This is a genomic window from Kitasatospora sp. NPDC043949, assembly GCF_056435365.1.
In genome coordinates, this window is record NZ_JBWKEQ010000041.1 from 19,434 (window position 1) to 38,838 (window position 19,405).

Sequence of the window (19,405 nt, forward strand, 5' to 3'; positions counted from 1 at the left end):
CCCGCGCCCCCCCCCCCCCCCCCCCCCCCCCCCCCCCCCCCCCCTCCGCCCCCCCCCCCCCCCCCCCCCCCCCCCCCCCCCCCCGACTCGCGGGACCGGAGCGCCGGCTCCACACCGACCCTGCGAAGCCGGGGGCCGTCGGGGGCGGTCAGTCGGCGACGGCTCGCCAGGCGGGGCCGTCCCCGTCGAGGTGGACCCGGCCGAACACCACGTCCGCGAAATGGACGCCGAAGCCGATCGTGCCCGGTCGGGCCAACTCGGCGACCAGGCGACGGCGTTCCCGCGCGGCCCGGTCGGGGTCGAGGTCGGCGGCGGCCGACCATTCGGGGTGGTCCACCTGGACCGGCGAGTGCATGGCGTCGCCGAAGGCGATCAGCCGCTCGCCGCCCCCGGTGATGACGTAGGACGCGTGCCCGGCGGTGTGACCGGGGGTGAGCAGCACGTGCACGCCGGGGAAGATCTCGTCGCCGTCGAGGACGGTGCGCACCTGTGGTGCCATGGCCTGGAGAATCTCGTCGGTGATGCCGCGCGCCGCCAGGAGGTGGCGGTGTGCCCATTCGGGTGCGGCGACCAGGAGGTCGCGGCCGGCGAACGCGGGCAGGTCGCGGTCCGGGGCGGGGTTCCAGGCCCAGCCGATGTGGTCGAGGTGCAGGTGGGTGATGGCGACGGCCTCGATCGTGGCCGGCGGACGGCCCAGTGCGGCCAGGTTGTCGAGCAGCGCACCGCCGTGGATGGCCCCGCGCGGATTGCCCGGCTGAGCCGGAATCGACTGCGGGCCGAAGCCCGTGTCGATCAGCAGCGCACGGTCGCCGTGCTCCACCAGCAGCGCGCCGATGCCCGCCGCCAGGTTGCCGGAGTCGTCGAGGTACTCGGGGTGGGCGGCCCAGTCCTCGTCCGTGCTGCGGGGGAACCAGCCGCGCGCGCTGAGTTCCACCGCCCCGTCCGGCACGTAGGTCACTTTCGTGTCGCCGAGTCGCAGTGATCGTGTCAGCGCCGGTCGCCGCAGTCGCTCGGCCAACGGCGTCCGGTCCGTGCCCTGTTCCGTCGTGGTGTCCGTCATGGTCGCTCCTTAAGAACTGTTGGCGGTCCGGGAGGACCGGGTGCGGCGCCGGCCCGGTGGCGGGTGTGCCGGGCAGGGCACGGCCCGCGGATCGAGTGGGCAACCGTGGTCGGCGGTACCGGCCGCGTCGGCGGCGGTGACCGCAGGTGTCCAGTTCACTCCGGTTGGAGCTCGCGATCCAGCAGCACTTCGAGTTCGCGACGATCACGAATCGCGATCGTCGCGCGCCGCCTCCCGACAGGCCTCCAGCAGGAAGCGCACGCGCTCGGGGGCGGCGGCTCGGTGCACCGCCAACACGGTGGGCAGGGAGAGCGCCGCCTCTGCGCTCCGCGCCCCGGCCGGGGAGCGCACCGGCAGGAAGGCCACCTGGCCGGCGCGCAGTTGGTGGGCGTGCGCCGCGTACACCACCGTCCAGCCGGCGACACCCGCGCCCAGCGCCGCAAGGGTGTCCTGGAGCGAGCTGTGCGGTGGTCCGGGCGCGGGCTCGAACCCGGCGTCCCGGCAGGCAGCCGTGACCAGATCGACCAGCGGCGGGTTGCTCCGGCGTTCCGTCAGGTGAAGCGGTAGCTCCGAGAGCCGGGCGAGGTCGACCGCGTCCGCCCCGGCCAGCGGGTGGCGGGCCGGCAGGGCGACCACGAGTTCCTCCCGCCACACCGGGATCAGCCGCACGCCCTGCGGCGCCGCCACCTCCCCGCGTACGAAGGCCGCGTCCCACTCCCGGTCGGCGACCCGCCGCAGGCGTTCCTCCGGCGCCGCCGAGGCCAACTCCACCCGGGTGCCGGGCGCGATTCGCTCCAGCGCCTCCAGCACCCGTTCCAACCGCACGCCCATTCCCCGGCTCGTCCCGACGCGCAGCACGCTCTCCCGCTCGGCGACGAAGCCGCCGACCAGGTCCAGGGCCCGCTGTCCGGCCGCCAACACCTCACGGGCGCCGGGCAGGAACGCCGCCCCCGCGGCACTCAGCCGCACGCGGCGCCCCGAGCGGTCGAACAACTCGACGCCCAGCTCGCGCTCCAGCCGGCCGATCTGCTGGCTGACGGCCGACTGCACGATCATCAACCGCTCGGCTGCGCGACCGAAGTGCAACTCCTCCGCCACCGCCACGAAGTACCGCAACTGACGAAATTCCATGACCTCGACCGAACCGGGAGCAGGGCACCGCCAGGCTACGGCAAGCACCAGCGCCCCGGTCCGACCGCTCACCCCACCCGGTCCCGGGGGGCCTATCCCTGGGCGGTGGGGCGAACGACGATGTCGCCGACGTCGACACCGTCCGGCTGCTCGATGGCGAAGGCGATGGCGCGGGCCACTGCGGCCGGCGGGAGGGCGATCTCCATCAGCTTGTCGATCTGGGCCTTCGCAGCCGGGTCCATGTGCTCCGCGAAGTCGGTGCGGACAGCGCCGGGTGAGACGACGGTCACGCGCAGGTTGGCGCCCGCCTCCTGGCGCAGGCCCTCGGAGACGGTGCGCACGGCGTTCTTGGTGGCGGCGTACACCGACTGGAGCGGGACGATGCGCAGTCCGGCGGTGGACACGGTGTTGACGAAGTGCCCGAATCCCTGCTCCCGGAAGAGGGGAAGGGCCGCGGCGATTCCGTACAGGACCCCTTTGAGGTTGACGTCGATCATCTGCTCCCAGTCCTCGACGCGCAGGTCGTCGAGGGGGGAGATCAGGCCGATCCCGGCGTTGCTGACGAGGACGTCGAGCTTGCCGTAGCGCTCGCATGCCAGCTTGACGAGGCCGGGGAGGTCCTCGCGCCGCGTCACGTCCGTGCGGATCCAGGCAGCCTCGCCACCGGCCTGTTCGATGCGGGCGGCCAGGGCCGCGAGACGCTCCGGACGGCGTGCCCCGAGGACGACCTTCGCGCCTCGCTCGGCCAGCAGAAGCGCGGTCGCCTCGCCGATGCCGCTGCTGGCGCCCGTGATCGCCACGACCTTGCCTTCGATTCCCGGCATGCTCGCCTGTCCTTCCAGAGTGCGGATTGCGGATTGCGGTGTGTGGAGTGTGGAGTGCGGAGCAGAGGGGGCGTCCGGGCAGGTCGGACCATGCCCTAGAGTGAAAGTGGAGGCTCCGCCACTTCGCCCAGGTTAAGTGGCGGAGCCTCCACTTAGCAACGGAGAAGGGAACGAGCCGCCGATGACCCGAGAGGCATGGCGCCCGCTGAGGGCCGACGCGCAGCGGAACCGGGACAAGATCCTGGCCGCCGCGGTGCGCGTGTTCAGCGAGGAGGGGCTCGACGCCCACTTCGAGCGCATCGCCAGGGAAGCGGGCGTGGGAACGGGCACGCTCTACCGCAACTTCCCGACCCGAGAGGCGCTGATCGAGGCGGCGTACCGCAACGAAGTGGCCCGGCTGTGCGAGGCCGCCTCCGACCTCCTGGCGACGATGCCGCCCGCCGAGGCCCTGCGGGTGTGGACTCGCCGCTTCATCGACTACGCCACCGCCAAATACGGCATGGCCGACGCCCTGCGAGCCGTCGTCGCCTCGGGCAGCAACCCCTACGCCGACAGCCACGAGATGATTCAGGGCGCCCTCAACTCCCTGATGGAGGCCGGTGCCGCCGCCGGCACGATCCGCTCCGACATCCGTGCGACCGACATGTTCGCCGCCCTCGCCGGAATCGCCCTCACCTCGGCCAAGCCCGAGCAGCGCGAGCAGGCCGAACGCCTCCTCGACCTCACCCTGGACGGGCTGAAATCCGCGCCGACTCAGCCGCCCGGTAACTGACGACAGGACCCGGACGTCACCTCGGCCGGTGCCCGGGTGTGGCGGCGGAACGGGACCGCCCGGTCGCCGGCTCGGGTGAGGCGGCGACCGGGCGGTCGGGGTGTGTCGGGGTGGGTCGGGGTGGGTGGTGGGCCGCGCCTCGGGGTCAGGCAGCGGCCCGTTCGGGCTGCTCCGCCTGGCGGTCGGCGGGCTGTCCGGTGGCGGCGGGGGTGTTCTCCCGGGGGGCGGGGAGTGCTGCCATGATCGCGGCGGAGATCACGATGGTCGCTGCCCAGGCGAGCCCGTACCTGCCGACCGGGGTGTCGGAGAGCGGGCCGGCGAACCAGTCGCACTTGGTGAAGGCGAGCCCCAGCAGCAGGGCGAGCACCCAGGACACCATGGCCTGCCAGCAGAAGCCGCCCGTGTACCAGTAGCGGCTGTTCCTGCTGGTGTCCATGAGCCCGGCGGCGTCGTAGCGCACCGCGCGTGAGCGGCGCCGGAACATGTCCACCGCGTAGACGCCGATCCAGGCCGAGAAGGAGACGGCGAGCAGGATGAGGAAGGTGATGAAGGAGCCCAGGAAGCTCTTGGCGACCAGCATCAGCAGCAGGCCGCCGACCAGTGAGATCACGGCGTTGATGCTGACGGCCGTGGCGCGCGGCAGCTTGACGCCCATGGTCTGTGCGGTGAAGCCGGCCGAGTACATGGAGAGGCTGTTGATCAGCAGCATGCCCACGATCGCGGTCAGCAGGTAGGGCACGGCCAGCCAGGTCGGCAGCAGGTCGCCGAGGAAGGAGACCGGGTCGGCGGCCTGGGCCAGGCCGGGCGAGGCCACCGCCATCACGGCGCCCATGAGCACCATGGGCACCATCACCAGGCCGGCGCCGGAGACCGTCACGCCGACGATCTTCCTGCCGGAGGCGGCGTGCGGGAGGTAGCGGGCGAAGTCCGGGCCGGTGGGGACCCAGCTGATGCCGCCGGCGGCGATGGTCCCGATGCCGGCGATCATCATCGCGGTGGTGCCCGCGGGCTTGGCGAAGACCTCGCTCCAGTGCATGGTGGCGACCAGGTAGCCCAGTACCAGCACGCTGAAGACACCGAAGAGGTACGTCGACCAGGTGTTGCAGACGTTCAGCGCCTTACGTCCCATGCCGGAGACCAGGAAGGTGCAGGCGACGAAGGCGAAGAGCGTGATGACGATCAGCGCGGTGTTGGTCTTGACGCCGAAGAGCAGGTCGAGGACGGTCAGCACGGCGTAGGCGCCGGTGACGGCGTTGATCGTCTCCCAGCCGAACCGGGCGATCCAGAGCACGGCGCCGGGGAAGAGGTTGCCGCGCACCCCGAAGGTGGCCCGCGAGAGGGTCGCGCCCGGCGCCCCGCCCCACTTGCCGGAGACCGACAGCACGCCGACCAGGCCGAACGAGATGAGCGCGGCGCTCGCCGCGACGATCAGGACCTGCCAGAAGTTCAACTGGTTGAACACCACCAGGGCGGCGCCCATGGTGAGCAGCAGAACGCTGATGTTCGCGGCGACCCAGGTCGGGAAGAGCTCGCGGACTCTGCCCCCGCGCTCGTGGTCGGGGACGGGTTCGATGCCGCGGGTTTCTATCGCGCCGCCGGTCTCGGCGTTCGACGGGTTGTCCATGAGGGTGGCTCCGTGCGTGTGAAGCGGAGATAAATCGAACAAATGGGGCATTTATGGAACTCTTCGCGCGTAGCGCGGGAGTTGAGCCATCCTACTTTGTCCGCTTCGGTTCCAGGTCGGCCCGGTATCGGAGGGGAGGGCGCCACCCCCGCCCGCGCCCCCTCCGCAAACGCCGCAGACGCCGTGAACGCCTTGACCGCCTTGAACACCGGAAATGCCGCGAACGCCTCGAACGCCGCGAACGGCGGGCCCGGCCCACGGCCAGGCCCGACGCGCTCGCGGCGCCGCCGAGGAGGAGATCGCGGCCGGGATGCGCCGCCGGCCCGGGAGCGCGCAGGCCCGACCAGGCGCCGCCTGATCCAGGCGCTCAGCGCGCACCCGGGGGTCTCACCTGGCGAACAGCGAACTGCCGCTGACGACGCGGGTGGTGCCGTCGGCGAGGGTGACGGTGACCGTGTCGGGGACGGCGCGGTGTGACATGGTCCCGGGCCACCAGGCGGTCCAGCGGCCGTCCGCCACGGTGACCTGGAAGGTGCGTCCGGCGACCTGCATGGTGATCGCCTTCACACCGGCCCCCACGGAGCCCTGCGCGTAGTTGAACATGGCGTCCCCGTCACCGTGGGAGCCGCCCGTGTCGTACGTGACCGCATCGGCCGCCACGTTCTTCACCGGGTCGATCGCCTCCCACAGGCCGCTGGTCTCCGAGGCGACGTAGCAGAGCATGGTCTTGCCGCCGCGGTTGACGACCATGGAGGCGACCTTGCCCCGCAGGTCCGCGTTGGTGATCTTGACGGGTGCCCCGGCGCCCGGGCCGCCGGCCATCCGGTCCAGGCACCACTTCTCGGCGGTGGCGCCCGGGCCGGTCGAAGCGGCCAGCGGTGTCGGGACGCCGGTCCAGCTGGCCAGTTCCGCAGAGCTCAGCGGCCCGCTGACGCCGCCCCGCGAGGACTGCGCCACGGCCACGGCCACGGCCGTACCCACGACGAGCGCACCGGCGAGGGTGACGGTCAGCCGCCGCCGAAAGCGCGGCCTGGCGGGGGCCGGGGCCGGGGTGGGGGCCGTGGTGGGGGTGGAGGTGTCGAGGTCGATCTGGCGCATCAGGCGCTCCCGGTGTAGGGCGTGGCGTCCTGCGGGGAGGTCGCGCTCGGCCGGCACGGGCACCTGCCCGAGCAGTTCCGCGCGCTCGACCGGCTCCGGCCGCTGTCCGGCGTTCACTGGTGTACCTCCTTCGGGGACGGGGCCGCACTCGCGGACCCACCCTGGATCTGGTTCCGGCCACGGCCGGGTTCCACTTTTTTCCGCTGCGCCCGGCGCTGGGCCGTCTCTGCGAGACGGTGCAGCCGGGTCCGGGCCCGGGACAGGCGTGAGCGTACGGTGCCCACCGGTACGCCCAGGGCCTCGGCGGCCTCCTGGTAGTCCAGGCCCGCCCACACGCACAGGGCCAGCACCTCACGGTCCGGGCGGCGCAACCGCGCCAGCGACTGCTGCAGGACCGCGATCCGCGCCGCGTCGTCGATCCGCCCGGCCACCTCCTGCGCGAAGTCGGGAACGTCCTCGCGGGCCGGCGGGAGCTGCGCCAGTACTTGCCAGTGCCGCCGGGCGGCCCGACGCTGGTTGCTGACCAGCTTGGTGGCGATGCCCAGCAGCCAGGGCCGCAGCGACCCGCCCTCCGCCTCGACCCGGTCGTGCCGGCGCCAGGCCTCCAGGAACGTCAACGACATCACGTCCTCCGCCGTCGACCAGTCCCCGGTGAGCCGGAACACGTGGTTGTACACCGCGCGCGCATACGTGTCGAAGAGCCGGCCGAACGCGTCCCGGTCACCGGCCCGCACCCTCGCGCGCACTTCTCGATCTGAAGAGTCCACGCCCCCTATCTGGTGCCCCGCCCGCCCGGGTTCCTATGACCTGCGTCACGGCTCCGAGCTCGCACAGCTACGGCGAAGTGACAAGTAGCCCGGAGTGACGATCGCAACTCTCCGTAATCGCCTTTCGGGGCCAATAGCGTGACGTAGAGGCGTCATACCGTCGGTAGCGCAACGGCTTCACGTCACGCTGCGAGCCTCGCCCGGCGAGCGGCGCGCAGACGATACGCCCGGGACCGGCACCGCCCCGAGCAGAACCGCATGTCAATCCGATAGGTCGCCCCGGCGAAGGTGATCACCCCGCGCGCCGGGCGGGTCGGCAGCCGGATCATGCGCCGGTGTCCGCGATGCTCGGCCTCGGCAAGCATCTTCCCGAGCGTCCGGATCCGATCCGCAGCAGTGTGAGCATCGGTTCGAGCGAGGCGGCCTGGTGGTGAAGGGGCCCCGGTGGGAACGGAAAGTCCGGGTTGCTGTCAGAACTTTTGACGCCCGGCGCTTCGGTCCTGGCCGGGGCCTCCGACTGTGTCTGATCATCGAATGTTGGACGCGGAGAGTAGTTGCATGAGTACGCTTGGTCCATGCTTACCGATCTGATCGAAGACCGCAGTGACGACTCCTACGTCCTCGAAATCCAGGACATCACCCTGACGCCCTCCTCTCCCGAACCGGGGAAGGAACTGCGGTGGGAGATGGCCGGCCGACTCAAGGAGCAGGTCGATCTGACCCAGGTGCAGTGCCAGGTCCAGGTGAAGCTGGGGCTCGTGACGCTGCTGCGGAACACGGCCACGCTGCCCGAGGTGCTGAAGATGCTGGGGGCGGAGTTGGAGGGGGCCACCCGGCCGCCCGCCGGGAAGTGGAAGCAGACCTGGACCTTCACGCTTCCCCGGGAGGTCCCGATGGGGGACGTCCGGATCTACCTCCAGTCGTACACCGGGGGCGGGGAGGAGAAGGACTTCATGGACCTCAACCTGCGCATCGACTTCCGCCGCCGGTAGCCCGTACGCCCGCCGAACCGGTCCCGAACACCGCCCGCCACACGCCCCGTGTGGCGGGCGGCCACGCGCCAAGGTCGCACCGCCGCCAGCACCGCAGCTCGTCTTCGGACCGGTCGGCCGACCCGTCGTCGTGCTCCTGGTCGCGCTCGTCGGTCCAGGTGCCGAACGGGCCGGGCTCGCCGTGGGCCTCGGCGCCGAGCAGCGGCGCGCCGCCCTTGAGCCGGTGCTCGTCGGTGCTCGCCGGGGATCACCGGGTGCTCGCTTCGAGCTGGGCAGGGATGCCGGTGCGGCCGGCGCGCAGTTCGCGCAGGTCGAGGATGTGGTTGTAGAGGGTGCCGGGGCTGACGCCGAGCATCTTGGCGATCGAGGTGATGGAGTGCTCGAGGTGGGGCAGCAGGTCCCGGGCCACCTTCAGGACCAGGGCGACGGCGTGGGCGGGCAGCGAGACGAGCGTGCTGCTGTAGTACGGGGCGGTGGTGTCGGTGGTGCTCCGTTCGGTCACGGGTGTCCTCCCGGGGGTGGGCGGGTGAGCGCGAGGTCGCCGACCTGCCCGCCCCGCCGTGTCCCCCGGGTTACAGGAGCCGGAGGTGGTCCAGGGCGAGGTAGGCCGCGGCGGTGTCGGTCATCTCGCCCGTGCGGAGCACGCGGGTGCGGAACTGGGCCAAGGCGAGGGTGGCGACGTCGATGAACTCGGTGCGTTCTGGGGTCGGTTCGGCGACCTTGGTGCAGCCGGTGGCGACGAAGACGAAGCGGCGGGTGTCGGAGTAGGCGTCGTGCCAGTACGGCCCGACCACCTGGACCTCGCCCTGGTAGCCGGTCTCCTCCAGCAGTTCCCGGGCGACGGCGTCGGCCGCTTGCTCCCCGGGTTCGATGAAGCCGCCGGGCAGTTCGAACAGCACGCGGCCGGGGCCGGGCCGGTACTGGCGGGCGAGGATGACGCGCTGGTCGGGGGTGAGGGCGAGCACCGCGCCGGCCGGGCGCTCGCTCTTGAGGTAGAACTCCTCTTTCCTGCCGTCGGGCAGTTCGAAGTCGACACGGTCGACGGATCGGCCGAACTTGCTGAAGACGGTGGTGCGTTCGATCTCGCGCCACGACGCGGTGGTGATGTCGGTCGTCATGGCCAGGACTGTACGACTCTGGCCGGGTGCGGGTTGCCCTTTCCGCCGCCGGTTCCTGACGGCGGGTGGGGCATGTCCAGGAGACCACCGGATCGGGTGACAGTGCGAGGGCATTTCAGTGGGCAGTCCATGGCTTGGCCGATACGCTGAATCGTCTCCCTGAACCGAGAGTTGGGGGTGGAGCGTCATGGTGAACGCGCTGTTCAGGCGCGCGCGGCTCTCCCGGAATCTGACACAGCGCCAGGTCGCCGAGCGGGTGCGAGGGCTGGTCGAAGAGGCGACCGAGCGGGAATCGTCGTTTGACGCCGGCTACGTCTCGCGCATAGAACGTGGCCTCATCACCTGGCCGCACGAGCACTACCGGCAAGCCCTCTGCCTGGTCCTGGGAGCGGGGACAGCGGCCGAGCTGGGCCTGGGTCGCCAAGCAAGTCCACCACCACGATCACCACGATGAGGTGAGTTCCTCGAACCGCCGAGACGTTCTCGCGGTCGCACTGGCCGCCATGCTGCCACCCGCCCGGCCACTCTCCCGCCTGCGCAGGGGCGATGTCACCGCGATCACCGAGCGCACCAGCGTGCTGGAGCACTGGGACCGGACAGCAGGCGGCCGGGCGGTGCGCGACTTCGCACTGCGCGAGCTGCACGCCGCCTCCGCCCTCACCGACATGCGCTACGCCGCCGTACGGTGACCGCCCCAGGAGCCCGGCAACCGGTTCCGCACCAGAAAGACGCGGCCGGGGTGGGCGCCCCCTCTACCCCGGGACCGACGGTGTCCACCCTCCAGCCTGAGCTAACTGGAGGTCGCCTGGTGCCTTGCAGCACCGGGTCCTTCAGCCGCCGCTTTCCTGCCATCGCGCGACTTCAGCTTGACGGGGCATCATCAGGGGTTCACTTTCGTTCGCCCGTCCGGCCTTCCCCTCGCCTGTAGCGTCCCGATGGCCAGGGCACCCTTGAGCTTGAACGCTCCGCTTCACACCCCGCCGTTACCAGCGACGCATGGGAGCACGGGGACGGGCCTTGGACACTGGCCCGAAGTTCAGCCGATCGACACCTCCCTCACGTGGCCGGCCTTCCTTACATGGTGCGACCTCGTGTCGCACGCTACAGAGAGCTACTTGTCACTTCGCCGTAGCTGTGCGAGCGCAGGGCCGTCAGGGCGATCGTGGGAGCGAGGCGAGGATGGCGTCGAGGCCGAACTCGAAGACGTCCCGTTGGGTGAAGGTCGGGAAGTCGACGGTGGTGGCGTGCATCGCCGGGTACACCTCGGCCGGGAGGCGGGCCCACTGTTGGCGGACCCGTTCCCAGTGCTGCGGGTCCTCGTCCCAGGCCCGGCGGACGGGGTAGAGCGTGGCGCAGCCGAGGACGAAGCGGATCAGCGTGGCCAGCAGGCCGATCGCCGTCCGGTGGTCGACCCGCAGTCGCTCCAGGCGGGCGTAGATCTGCTCGGACATGCGGGCCTCGATCTCGCCGACTCCGTCGGAGGGGGTGTTGATCTGCAGGAGGACAGGGTGCGTGATGAACAGTTCGAAGTAGGCGTGCATCACCTGCCGGAGCCATTCGACGTCGTCGAGGCCGGGGTCGGGCCACCGGAATCGGCTCAGCAGCTCCGCGGTGACGGCGAGGAGGATCGCGTCCTTGTCGCGGAAGTGCGTGTAGAGCGACATCGGGCGGACGCCCAGTTGGTCGGCGAGCCGACGGATGGTCACCGCGTCCAGTCCGTCGCGGTCGATCAGTTCGATCGCCGCGTGGACGATGGCCTCGGGGCTGAGGGTGCCGCGGGGTGCGCGAGCGGGCGTTGTCTTGCGCCTGGGCGATGGCATCGGGGTTCCTGATTCGTTCGGGACCGCAGTTCCATTACTGTACCGTACGCTGTACTGTTCCTGGATCGAGACTGATTCCAGGAGGTCGGATGTCCACACATGCACTCCCCGCCACTGCCTACGACCGAGCTGAGCGGATGCTGCTGCACAACCGGTCCCGGCTCGCCCTGCGGGCCAAGGCGAAGCCCGTCTGGATCGGCGGCGGCGAGAGGTTCTGGTACCGGGTCGAGACCGAGCGGGGCGGCGAGTTCGTGCTGGTCGACCCCGCCGCCGGGACCCGGGGGCCGGCGTTCGACCCCGAACGGCTCGCCGCCGCGCTGGCGTCCGCCGCCGGCCAGCCGGTCCAGCCGTACGCGCTGCCGTTCCGGGCGATCGAGTTGGCGGACGGGACGGTCGCGTTCGACGCGTTCGACGCGCGCTGGACCTGCCGGCTGGCCGACTACCGGTGCGCGCGGGACGAGAAGCACGTCCAACCCTCACCGCTGGAAGTCGTCTCGCCGGACAAGAAGTGGGCGGCGTTCCTCCGCGACCACGACCTGTGGGTGCGTTCGGTCGAGACGGGCGAGGAGTTCGCGCTCACCGCCGACGGCACCGCGGATCGCAGCTACGCGGCCCAACCCGACGCGGCGGTCCCCACGCACCTGCTCGGCAAGCTCGGTCTTGCGGACATGCCGCCGGCGCTGCTGTGGTCGCCGGACTCGGCGCGCGTCCTCACCCACCGCACCGACCAGAGCGATGTCGCCCTGATGCACCTGGTCGAAGCCGTCCCGCCGGACGGCGGCCGGCCGCGCCTGCGCAGCTACCACTACCCGGTCCCCGGCGAGCCGATGGCCCGCGGCGAGTGGATCGTCTTCGACATCGCGTCCCGGACCGCGACACCCGCCAGGACCGACCCGTTCCTGCTGCCCTACCTGTCACCTGTCACGCTGAAGAAGGCGTGGTGGGCCAAGGACAGCGCGGCCGTCTACTACCTGGATCAGCCCCGTGACCTCCGGACGCTGCGGCTGCACGCACTCGACCCGGCGACCGGCGAGGTGCGCACCCTGGTCGAGGAGCACGGCGACACGCGGGTGGAGGCCGCGCAGGAGGTCGCCCAGAAGCCGATCGTGCACGTGCTCGCCGGCGGCCGCGAGACGCTGTGGTACTCCCAGCGAGACGGCTGGGGGCACCTGTACCGCTACGAGGACGGGGCGCTGGTCGAACAGCTCACCCGAGGGCCGTTCGCGGTGCAGGAGATCGTGCACGTCGACGAGGCGGAACGGGCCGCGTACGTCGTCGTCTCAGGACTGGTCCAGGCCGACCCGTACCGACGGTCGCTGCTCCGGGTCGGCCTGGACGGCGGCGGGACCGCCAAGCTCACCGACGACGATCTGGACCACGTGATCACCGCGCCGGAACACGGCCGCTGGTTCGTCGACTCCGCGTCGACCGTCGACACCCCACCGAGGATCACCGTGCGTGACCGGGGCGGAGCCGTGCTGGTCGAGCTGGAACAGGCCGACATCACACCGCTGCTGGCCGCCGGCTGGACGCCGCCGGAGCGGGTCAGGACCCTGGCCGCCGACGGCGTCACCGAGATCTACGGCGTCCTCTACAAGCCCCACGGCTTCGACGCCGCGCAGCGCTACCCGGTGATCGACCACCCCTACCCGGGCCCGCAGACCCACCGGGTGGCGGCCTCCTTCGACCCGGGCGCCTACGGCTACGACGCCGAGGCGGTGGCGGCGCTGGGCTTCGCGGTGCTGGCCGTCGACGGCCGCGGAACGCCCGGCCGGGACAAGGCCTTCCACGATCACGCCCACCGCAACATGGGCAGCGCGGGCGCACTCGAAGACCATGTCGCGGCGCTGCGCCAACTCGCGGAAACGCGTCCGTGGCTGGACCTGGACCGGGTCGGTGTCTTCGGCCTCTCCGGCGGGGGGTTCACCACCGCCCGCGCCCTCCTGGCGTTCCCCGACTTCTACAAGGTCGGCGTGGCCGAGGCCGGCAACCACGACAACCGCCACTACCACGCGCTGTGGGCCGAGACCTACGACGGACCGTTCGACCCGGACGCCGGGGCCCGGCTGTCCAACACCGAGCTGGCCGGGAACCTGGTCGGCAAACTACTGCTCGTCCACGGCGACATGGACGACAACGTGACACCGCATCTGACGATGCGGCTGGTCGACGCGCTGATCGACGCGAACAAGGACTTCGACCTGCTGATAGTCCCCGGCGTCGAGCACAGCTTCCTCGGCCGCAACGGCTACGTCGCCCGCCGCCGCTGGGACTACCTGGTGCGCCACCTCATGCACCGCGAACCGCCGGCCGGCTACCGACTGGCGGACGTCCCGCTCTCCCTGGAACGGCTCGAAGTCCTCTTCAGCTGACGTGGAAAGGACCTTCCCCATGCCCACCTTGATTTTGTCGGGTCATATGGGAGCCACTGCTCCGGTGTGAACGGGAGCCAGGTGTAGGCCATTCGTGGCGGTGATGTACTCGACCCCGGTGGGTGTTCTTCGGCGAATTCGGGAGCCGTTCCGGCGAGATTGGGAGCCACTGATCGGGTGACCTGTTGGGCCCGGCTGGAGTGTCCATGGGGGGTGGTGGCGTCGGTAGGGTGTGATTGCGGGCCCAGGTCGCCTCCCTGACAAGTCGCGGCCGGGGCCTCACCCTGGATATGCGGAAGGGCTGGACCCGTGGGGTCCAGCCCTTCCGGCTGTGGCAGCAAATTGGACAGTGAGATTCGTTCTTCTGGGGTTAGTACTCCAGCCGTAGATCGTGATCACGGATGGGACGGTCAGGCCCGGGACGTTCCGAGGAACCGCAGCACGGCCAGGACGCGGCGGTGGTCCGCGTCGACCACGGGCAGGTCGAGCTTGGCGAAGATGTTGTTGATGTGCTTCGCCACGGCGCTCTCGCTGACCACCAGCGCCTGCGCGATGCCGGCATTGGAGCGCCCCTCGGCCATCAGGCCGAGCACCTCCCGTTCGCGGGGGGTCAGCCGCGCGAGCGGGTCGCTGTCGCGCCGCAGCAGCAACTGGGCGACGACCTGCGGGTCCAGGGCCGTGCCCCCGTCCGCCACTCGCCGGACCGCCGCCACGAAGTCGGCGACATCGGCAACCCGCTGCTTGAGCAGGTAGCCCACACCGCTGGTGTTCGCAGACAGCAGGTCAGCCGCGTACCGCTCCTCCACGTACTGCGAAAGCAGCACCACCGCCGTCCCCGGCCAGCGCCGACGGATCTCCATCGCCGCCCGCACCCCCTCGTCGGTGAAGCCGGGCGGCATCCGGACATCGATCAAGGCGAGTTCGGGCCGGTGCTCCGCCACCGCCGCCAACAGCCCCTCCGCATCGCCGGCTTCGGCGGCGACCTGGAACCCGCCCATCTCCAGCACCTTGATCAGGCCGACCCGCAACAACACCGAATCCTCGGCGATCACCGCGCGCACGGCAGCTCCGCGGTGACGGTGGTGGGCCCGCCAACGGGGCTGCTGACGTGGAAGGCCCCGTCGAGGGAGCCGACCCGCTTGGCCAGCCCGGTCAGCCCCGTGCCGGCGGCGGCGTCGGCACCGCCCAGCCCGTCGTCGGTAACGCGCACTCGCAGCACCTCGCCGACCTGACGGACTATCACCTCCGCGTGCATCGCGTTGGCGTGCTTCGTCGCATTGGTCAGCGCCTCAGAGATCACGAAGTACGCGACCGACTCCACGCTGGGCGCCACCCGCTCCTCCAGATTGACCCGCAGCCGCACCGGCAGGGGCGTGCGGGCAGCCAGCCCGGACAACGCCGCGTCCAGACCTCGGTCTTCGAGCACGGCCGGGTGCAGCCCCCGCACCAGATCATTGAGTTCGGCGATCGCCTCCTTCGCCTCCAGGTGCGCTCTCGCGATCACCTCGCGGTCATCACTCGGCAGGTCCGGGCGGGTGGCAAGGGCCAGACCCAGGTTGACCGCGAGAGACACCAACCGCTGCTGGGTGCCGTCGTGCAGGTCGCGCTCGATCCGGCGGCGCTCCGCGTCGACGGCCTCGATCAAGTCGGTCCGGCTCACGGCCAGCTGATCGACCCGCTCCTGGAGCCGCTGCGCCCGGCTGGGCCCGAGCAGGCCCAACGCCAGCCGCGCCTCGGCCCGGGCTACTGCCCGCGCGGTCCAGGGCAGGGCGCACAGGAGGAGGAGTCCAGCCGCTGTGTAGGCCGGCAGCTGGGTCAGGTAGCCGAACCAGTCCTGGCGGATTCCGGTTGGCAGCGCCCATGACCAGGCGTAGGCGATGACGCCCGCCAGGCACGCCGCTGCCACCGCGAGCACCAGCAGCTCCAGCAGCGCGAGCAGCGGGCCCAGCAGGAGGTGGTAGCCGATCTTGCGCCAAGGCCGCGTCGCCGCGAGCCACCGGGCGGTCGAGGCCCACGTCCATTGTTCCGGCGCGGTGGGGGTGAGCCGGGGGACGTCCACACCGATGAGCACCCGGTAGCGAGCCCGCTGAACGGCCGTCAGCACCGGGGTTCCGAGCAGGACCAGGGCGGCCGACATGGAAACCGTAAGGAGCCAGTTCCCCGTCCTGGCGGTAGTCGCCGCCGCCCAGGCCCACACGGGCACCAGCGCCAGGTGCGGCAGCACACCAGCGGCAAGAAAGCAGGTGTCCCGCCGCGCCCGGAGGACCGTGCGTCTCAGTCGAGCTGGAATCGTCATGGCACGACGCTAGGGCACCGCAGGAGGACCGTGCCATGAAACCTGTACCCGATCTCATGGTGAACCTAGTACCAGCTGTAGATCTTGATCTTGGCCTGTGGGCGGACAGGATCTCGGGTCGGTAGGTCGGCTTCTGCTGGCCGCCGGCAGGTAGAGCGGGCCCGGTGGAACAGGCACTATGCCCCGGTGCGAACGCGCTGGTGATCAGCGCCAGTTCGCCTCCCGCGACGAACTGGCCGAGGCCATCGACACCTTCGTCTTGGCCTACGACGAACACGACGCCAAGCCCTACCGCCGGACCTACGACGGCAGCCCGCTCAAAGCCGCATGAACCCCCGAAGGATCAACGCGGCGCTGGACTAGGACTGGAAGGCTACTTCCGGATTGTTCGGCGAGGGGCCGTCCAGCAGCGGACTGTGGATCCCCTTCAGCGTCTGGTCGAAGAACGCCGTCACGTACTCGCGGGTGATCGCCACCCCGCGTTCCGGGGAGAGGGGCCCCGTCGGGAGCCCGGCCTGCTCCTGAAGCACGTCCAGGTCGGAGAAGCTGAAGTGGTCGGCGCCGACGACCGTCAGCCACTTCTTGTAGCCGCCGAGGGCGGCCCAGGCCCGCCCCGCGATGCCGTCGCCGCTGCCGGGCGTGTGGCCGTCGCTACCCAGCATGAGGAAGGGCCGGTTGATCTGGCCGGGCATCGGGACCGGGTGGAAGGCGCCGTCCATGTCCACTCCGGCCCGTACTCGCGGGTCGGCGATCATCGTGGCGGCCGCCGCCGCTCCGCCGAGGGAGTGTCCGGCCATGCCGATCTCGTGCTTGTCGATGAGGTGTGCCAGGCGCCACGCGGTGTTGCCGTGCGTCAACTGGTCGATCACGAAGGACACGTCCCGCCCGCGGCTGACAGCTTCGGCGTCGAAGTCGATCGTTTCCGGGTGATCGCAGATCGCGCACGGCGGCGTCTGGCCGTTCGCCAGCGTCTCGCCGCTGTCCTCGTAGGTGTGGCCGATGAGCGCGACGACGTAGCCCTGACTGGCCAGGTCGGTCGCGAGCGAGGTGAGCATCATGCGCGGGTTCTCGGCCGCGGCTGAGAGGACCACCAGCGGATGCTTGCCGCGTTGCGGCCGCGCGCCGTCGAAGGCGTGAGTGGTGACGCTGGAAAGGGTCTGCGGGGTGACGCCGTAGCTCGCCGGTATCTTCCGGCGCTCGGTGATTCCGGCTGCCTCGGCGAGGGTCATGTAAGGGGCCGGAGTCCCGGTCCCGGGGACGGCCGGGTAGACCATCGTGACGGTCAGTTGGCGGGGGCCGGACGACGGCACCCACGGGTCGAGGCGGCTCGTGTCGGTGAGGTGGATGATGTCCTCGCCGGCGGCGTAGGGGCCGGTCGGCGCGGGGAGCGTGCCGTGGAAGGACGGCGTGGACGCGGTGGCCGTGGCCGTGGCCGTGGCCGGTGCGGTGTCGAACGCGTGCGTGGCCACCGGTGTGGCCGACGGTGTGGTCGTGGCGGCGAACCCGGCGCCGGTTCCGGTGATGAGGGCGGCGAGCGTCAGCACCGCGACAGCGCTGATACGGCGATTGCGTTTCATGGGATCGACGCTAGGACACCTCGACGGGGGTCTGCCATGAGCCTGGCACCCGAATCCATGGTGGCACCAGTGCCACGGTTGCTGATTCTGTAGTCGGACAAGAGAGGCGCGTCGACGATGCCGTTCTCCTGGGTGAAGGCGGCGATGAGGGACTGTCAGGCGATGTTGTCGACCGCTGCCCACCCAGCCCCTGCCCACTCTCATGTCCACCCCCGGTGACGCCGACCCCGCCTACGTGCTCACGCAGAGATTCGTCCAACAGTGCGTCAGTTCTTGGCTGGGAAGAGGGATTCCTGGGTGGCCTGGTAGCGGTAGGACTCGGTGCCGGTCTGGATCAGGGTGCAGCGGAAGGTGATCCGGTCGGCGATGGCCGCGCAGAGGCGGGCGTCGCCGAAGGTCTTGTCCCATCCGGTGAAGGGTGAGTTCGTGGCGACCGCGGTGGCCTTGCGCTCCTCACGCTCGGTGAAGATCTGGAACAGCAGTTTGGCTCCCTTGCGGTCAAGGTTGAGGTAGCCGAACTCGTCCAGGCACAAAAGGTCGATCTTGCTGTAGCGGGCGATGACAGAGGACAGGCGGCGGCTGGCGTCGGCTTCGGCGAGCTCGTTCACCAGCGCGCTGGTGGTGGTGTAGCGCACCGACAGGCCGGTCTCGGCGATGGCGGTGCCGATGCCGATCAGCAGGTGGGACTTGCCGGTGCCGGAGTCGCCGATCAACACCAGAGGCCGGCCTTCGCGGACCCAGGTCGGGGACTTCAGGTCCGCGACGACCTCGGGGGTGATGTTCGGGTTCTTGGAGAAGTCGATCGCGGCTAGACGCTCGTTCAGCTCCGCCTGCGAGTCGACCGCAGGCGGCGGGACCAGGTGTTTGCGGCGGAACCGCCCGCCCTCGTGCTCCCCCCGCCCTTCTCGTGGGCACCGTCCTCGCCGGGCGCACAGTAGAACGCGGAGAACTGGTACCAGGACTTGAACGACGCCCACCGCGCTGACTCCAGCCTGGAGCGGCCGAACAGCACCTGCTTGACCGCCGGCTTCAAGTTGTCGTAGCGGATGTGCACCGACGGCACCCCGCCCAGCACGGTGAACGCCTCGACGTGGCCTTCCAGGAACGCCTCCTGGGACGCTGTCGCGTAGACCCGGTGCACCGCCTTGCCCGAGTAGGAAAGCCGCAGCGTGAACAGCACGCACTTGCGCCGCTGCCCGGCCAGGTCCAGCCAGAAGTCCGCGAAGGCGACCTCCGCCTCCTCGCACGGCCTCTTCGCCTGCGGCACCATGCCATCGAGATGCCGCCGGCCCTCCAGAGCCTCCGCGCGGATCTGCGGGCGTCGCTTGGACACGTAGTCCCAGACCGTGGTCGAACGGGCCAACTCGAAGTCGTGCTCCGCAGCCAGACGCTCCATGATCCGCGGGATCGTGTGCTTCTGCTTCGCCGGAGCGTCCAGGTCCTCGCGCAGCATCGCGTCGATAGAGCCCTTCACCGGCTCCAGCACAGCGTGACGGCCAGACGGCGCAAGCCTCCACGATTACTCCGAAAGCGGCATGCTCCACACCATCACATCGGTTGGCTCCCGATCTCACCGGAGAACCCCTGGCTCCCATTCACCCCGAAGCCGTGGCTCTATTTCACCCCGGTAAAAACACCCACCTTCTCTGCCCGGGCCCGGCCCTTCTTCTCGAACCGCGGGTAGCCGACGGCCCGGCCGGCGCGACGGCCGGCCAGCGAGTCGAAGTTGGTCGGCGAGACGGCGCGTGCGCTGCTGATAGCGCTCGATCAGGCCGGGAAGCTGCTCGCGGAACGTCTGCCGCGGGCAGCCCCGGCCCGGGCAGACCGTGCGCCGGACCCGCACGGCTGCGACGACCTGCCGCCCGTCCACCGGCACGTCCGCGACCACCCGCCCGTGGAAGGCGTGCACCTGCCCCGTCGGCCGTCCGTACATCGGGCACGGCACCGGACAATC

General features: G+C 70.7%; 19 protein-coding genes and 1 pseudogene. 5 read left to right on the forward strand and 15 right to left on the reverse strand.

Annotated elements, in window-relative coordinates; all coding sequences use genetic code 11:
- Positions 1–148 precede the first annotated feature (148 nt).
- The 3 genes from AC07AL_RS28135 to AC07AL_RS28145 all read right to left on the reverse strand — a co-directional run bounded on the left by AC07AL_RS28135 (position 149) and on the right by AC07AL_RS28145 (position 3,015).
- Positions 149–1,060 carry an MBL fold metallo-hydrolase gene (locus AC07AL_RS28135; protein ID WP_400987638.1) on the reverse strand — a complete coding sequence of 304 codons (912 nt, stop codon included), beginning with the start codon at positions 1,058–1,060 and terminating at the stop codon, positions 149–151.
- Between the two features lie 204 nt (positions 1,061–1,264).
- Positions 1,265–2,191, reverse strand: coding sequence for a LysR family transcriptional regulator (locus tag AC07AL_RS28140; RefSeq protein ID WP_363587900.1), 927 nt, complete (start codon positions 2,189–2,191; stop codon positions 1,265–1,267).
- A 92-nt stretch (positions 2,192–2,283) separates the two neighbouring features.
- On the reverse strand, positions 2,284–3,015 hold the full coding sequence (locus AC07AL_RS28145) for an SDR family oxidoreductase (RefSeq protein ID WP_363587902.1): 732 nt from the start codon (positions 3,013–3,015) through the stop codon (positions 2,284–2,286).
- Positions 3,016–3,196: 181 nt separating this feature from the next.
- Between AC07AL_RS28145 and AC07AL_RS28150 the strand changes: the two genes are divergently transcribed.
- Positions 3,197–3,787 (forward strand): TetR/AcrR family transcriptional regulator, encoded by a 591-nt coding sequence (locus AC07AL_RS28150; protein WP_400987640.1) that lies wholly within the window; start codon positions 3,197–3,199, stop codon positions 3,785–3,787.
- Between the two features lie 145 nt (positions 3,788–3,932).
- On the opposite strand, the gene AC07AL_RS28155 is transcribed toward AC07AL_RS28150, so the two are convergent.
- The 3 genes from AC07AL_RS28155 to AC07AL_RS28165 form a co-directional block, all read right to left on the reverse strand.
- Positions 3,933–5,411 (reverse strand): purine-cytosine permease family protein, encoded by a 1,479-nt coding sequence (locus AC07AL_RS28155; protein ID WP_363587906.1) that lies wholly within the window; start codon positions 5,409–5,411, stop codon positions 3,933–3,935.
- Between the two features lie 387 nt (positions 5,412–5,798).
- Complete coding sequence (locus AC07AL_RS28160; protein WP_363587908.1) at positions 5,799–6,626, reverse strand: hypothetical protein; 828 nt, start codon at positions 6,624–6,626, stop codon at positions 5,799–5,801.
- A complete protein-coding gene (locus tag AC07AL_RS28165) occupies positions 6,623–7,255 on the reverse strand; it encodes an RNA polymerase sigma factor (protein ID WP_478318643.1) in 633 nt (210 codons plus the stop codon). The genes AC07AL_RS28160 and AC07AL_RS28165 overlap by 4 nt, the downstream gene beginning before the upstream one ends.
- Before the next feature lie 596 nt (positions 7,256–7,851).
- On the opposite strand from AC07AL_RS28165, the gene AC07AL_RS28170 reads away from it, so the two are divergent.
- Complete coding sequence (locus AC07AL_RS28170; RefSeq protein ID WP_478318645.1) at positions 7,852–8,268, forward strand: ML domain-containing protein; 417 nt, start codon at positions 7,852–7,854, stop codon at positions 8,266–8,268.
- A 247-nt stretch (positions 8,269–8,515) separates the two neighbouring features.
- On the opposite strand, the gene AC07AL_RS28175 is transcribed toward AC07AL_RS28170, so the two are convergent.
- The gene (locus AC07AL_RS28175; RefSeq protein ID WP_400808602.1) at positions 8,516–8,770 is read right to left on the reverse strand and encodes a hypothetical protein; all 255 of its coding nucleotides are present in this window, start codon (positions 8,768–8,770) and stop codon (positions 8,516–8,518) included.
- Between the two features lie 70 nt (positions 8,771–8,840).
- Complete coding sequence (locus AC07AL_RS28180) at positions 8,841–9,386, reverse strand: NUDIX hydrolase (RefSeq protein WP_400808604.1); 546 nt, start codon at positions 9,384–9,386, stop codon at positions 8,841–8,843.
- A 455-nt stretch (positions 9,387–9,841) separates the two neighbouring features.
- On the opposite strand from AC07AL_RS28180, the gene AC07AL_RS28185 reads away from it, so the two are divergent.
- Positions 9,842–10,075, forward strand: a complete 234-nt coding sequence (locus AC07AL_RS28185; RefSeq protein ID WP_478318647.1) for a hypothetical protein — start codon at positions 9,842–9,844, stop codon at positions 10,073–10,075.
- Between the two features lie 462 nt (positions 10,076–10,537).
- Here AC07AL_RS28185 and AC07AL_RS28190 read toward each other — a convergent pair whose 3' ends face one another.
- Entirely contained in the window at positions 10,538–11,206 is a 669-nt protein-coding gene (locus AC07AL_RS28190; RefSeq protein WP_363587922.1) for a TetR/AcrR family transcriptional regulator, read from the reverse strand.
- A gap of 89 nt (positions 11,207–11,295) precedes the next feature.
- Between AC07AL_RS28190 and AC07AL_RS28195 the strand changes: the two genes are divergently transcribed.
- The gene (locus AC07AL_RS28195; RefSeq protein WP_400987646.1) at positions 11,296–13,578 is read left to right on the forward strand and encodes a S9 family peptidase; all 2,283 of its coding nucleotides are present in this window, start codon (positions 11,296–11,298) and stop codon (positions 13,576–13,578) included.
- 410 nt (positions 13,579–13,988) lie between these two features.
- Here AC07AL_RS28195 and AC07AL_RS28200 read toward each other — a convergent pair whose 3' ends face one another.
- Positions 13,989–14,639: a response regulator gene (locus tag AC07AL_RS28200; protein WP_400808616.1), complete on the reverse strand. Its 651-nt coding sequence runs from the start codon at positions 14,637–14,639 to the stop codon at positions 13,989–13,991.
- Positions 14,627–15,874, reverse strand: a complete 1,248-nt coding sequence (locus tag AC07AL_RS28205) for a sensor histidine kinase (RefSeq protein WP_478318650.1) — start codon at positions 15,872–15,874, stop codon at positions 14,627–14,629. The genes AC07AL_RS28200 and AC07AL_RS28205 overlap by 13 nt, the downstream gene beginning before the upstream one ends.
- Before the next feature lie 178 nt (positions 15,875–16,052).
- On the opposite strand from AC07AL_RS28205, the gene AC07AL_RS28210 reads away from it, so the two are divergent.
- Positions 16,053–16,205 (forward strand): hypothetical protein, encoded by a 153-nt coding sequence (locus AC07AL_RS28210; protein WP_363587930.1) that lies wholly within the window; start codon positions 16,053–16,055, stop codon positions 16,203–16,205.
- Positions 16,206–16,233: 28 nt separating this feature from the next.
- On the opposite strand, the gene AC07AL_RS28215 is transcribed toward AC07AL_RS28210, so the two are convergent.
- From AC07AL_RS28215 to AC07AL_RS28230, 4 genes and pseudogenes are all read right to left on the reverse strand, one after another.
- A complete protein-coding gene (locus AC07AL_RS28215; protein WP_478318652.1) occupies positions 16,234–17,451 on the reverse strand; it encodes an alpha/beta hydrolase family protein in 1,218 nt (405 codons plus the stop codon).
- Between the two features lie 266 nt (positions 17,452–17,717).
- Positions 17,718–18,386 (reverse strand): ATP-binding protein, encoded by a 669-nt coding sequence (locus AC07AL_RS28220; RefSeq protein ID WP_478318685.1) that lies wholly within the window; start codon positions 18,384–18,386, stop codon positions 17,718–17,720.
- Complete coding sequence (locus AC07AL_RS28225) at positions 18,272–18,925, reverse strand: hypothetical protein (protein WP_478318654.1); 654 nt, start codon at positions 18,923–18,925, stop codon at positions 18,272–18,274. The genes AC07AL_RS28220 and AC07AL_RS28225 overlap by 115 nt, the downstream gene beginning before the upstream one ends.
- 207 nt (positions 18,926–19,132) lie before the next feature.
- Positions 19,133–19,405, reverse strand: a pseudogene (locus tag AC07AL_RS28230) (ISL3 family transposase); the annotation flags it as partial.

Coding starts and splice junctions, on each gene's coding strand:
- AC07AL_RS28135 (WP_400987638.1), bottom strand. CDS start 1,060: ATGACGGACACCACGACGGAACAGGGCACGGACCGGACGCCGTTGGCC.
- AC07AL_RS28140 (WP_363587900.1), bottom strand. CDS start 2,191: ATGGAATTTCGTCAGTTGCGGTACTTCGTGGCGGTGGCGGAGGAGTTG.
- AC07AL_RS28145 (WP_363587902.1), bottom strand. CDS start 3,015: ATGCCGGGAATCGAAGGCAAGGTCGTGGCGATCACGGGCGCCAGCAGC.
- AC07AL_RS28150 (WP_400987640.1), top strand. CDS start 3,197: ATGACCCGAGAGGCATGGCGCCCGCTGAGGGCCGACGCGCAGCGGAAC.
- AC07AL_RS28155 (WP_363587906.1), bottom strand. CDS start 5,411: ATGGACAACCCGTCGAACGCCGAGACCGGCGGCGCGATAGAAACCCGC.
- AC07AL_RS28170 (WP_478318645.1), top strand. CDS start 7,852: ATGCTTACCGATCTGATCGAAGACCGCAGTGACGACTCCTACGTCCTC.
- AC07AL_RS28180 (WP_400808604.1), bottom strand. CDS start 9,386: ATGACGACCGACATCACCACCGCGTCGTGGCGCGAGATCGAACGCACC.
- AC07AL_RS28190 (WP_363587922.1), bottom strand. CDS start 11,206: ATGCCATCGCCCAGGCGCAAGACAACGCCCGCTCGCGCACCCCGCGGC.
- AC07AL_RS28195 (WP_400987646.1), top strand. CDS start 11,296: ATGTCCACACATGCACTCCCCGCCACTGCCTACGACCGAGCTGAGCGG.
- AC07AL_RS28205 (WP_478318650.1), bottom strand. CDS start 15,874: ATGACGATTCCAGCTCGACTGAGACGCACGGTCCTCCGGGCGCGGCGG.
- AC07AL_RS28210 (WP_363587930.1), top strand. CDS start 16,053: ATGCCCCGGTGCGAACGCGCTGGTGATCAGCGCCAGTTCGCCTCCCGC.
- AC07AL_RS28215 (WP_478318652.1), bottom strand. CDS start 17,451: ATGAAACGCAATCGCCGTATCAGCGCTGTCGCGGTGCTGACGCTCGCC.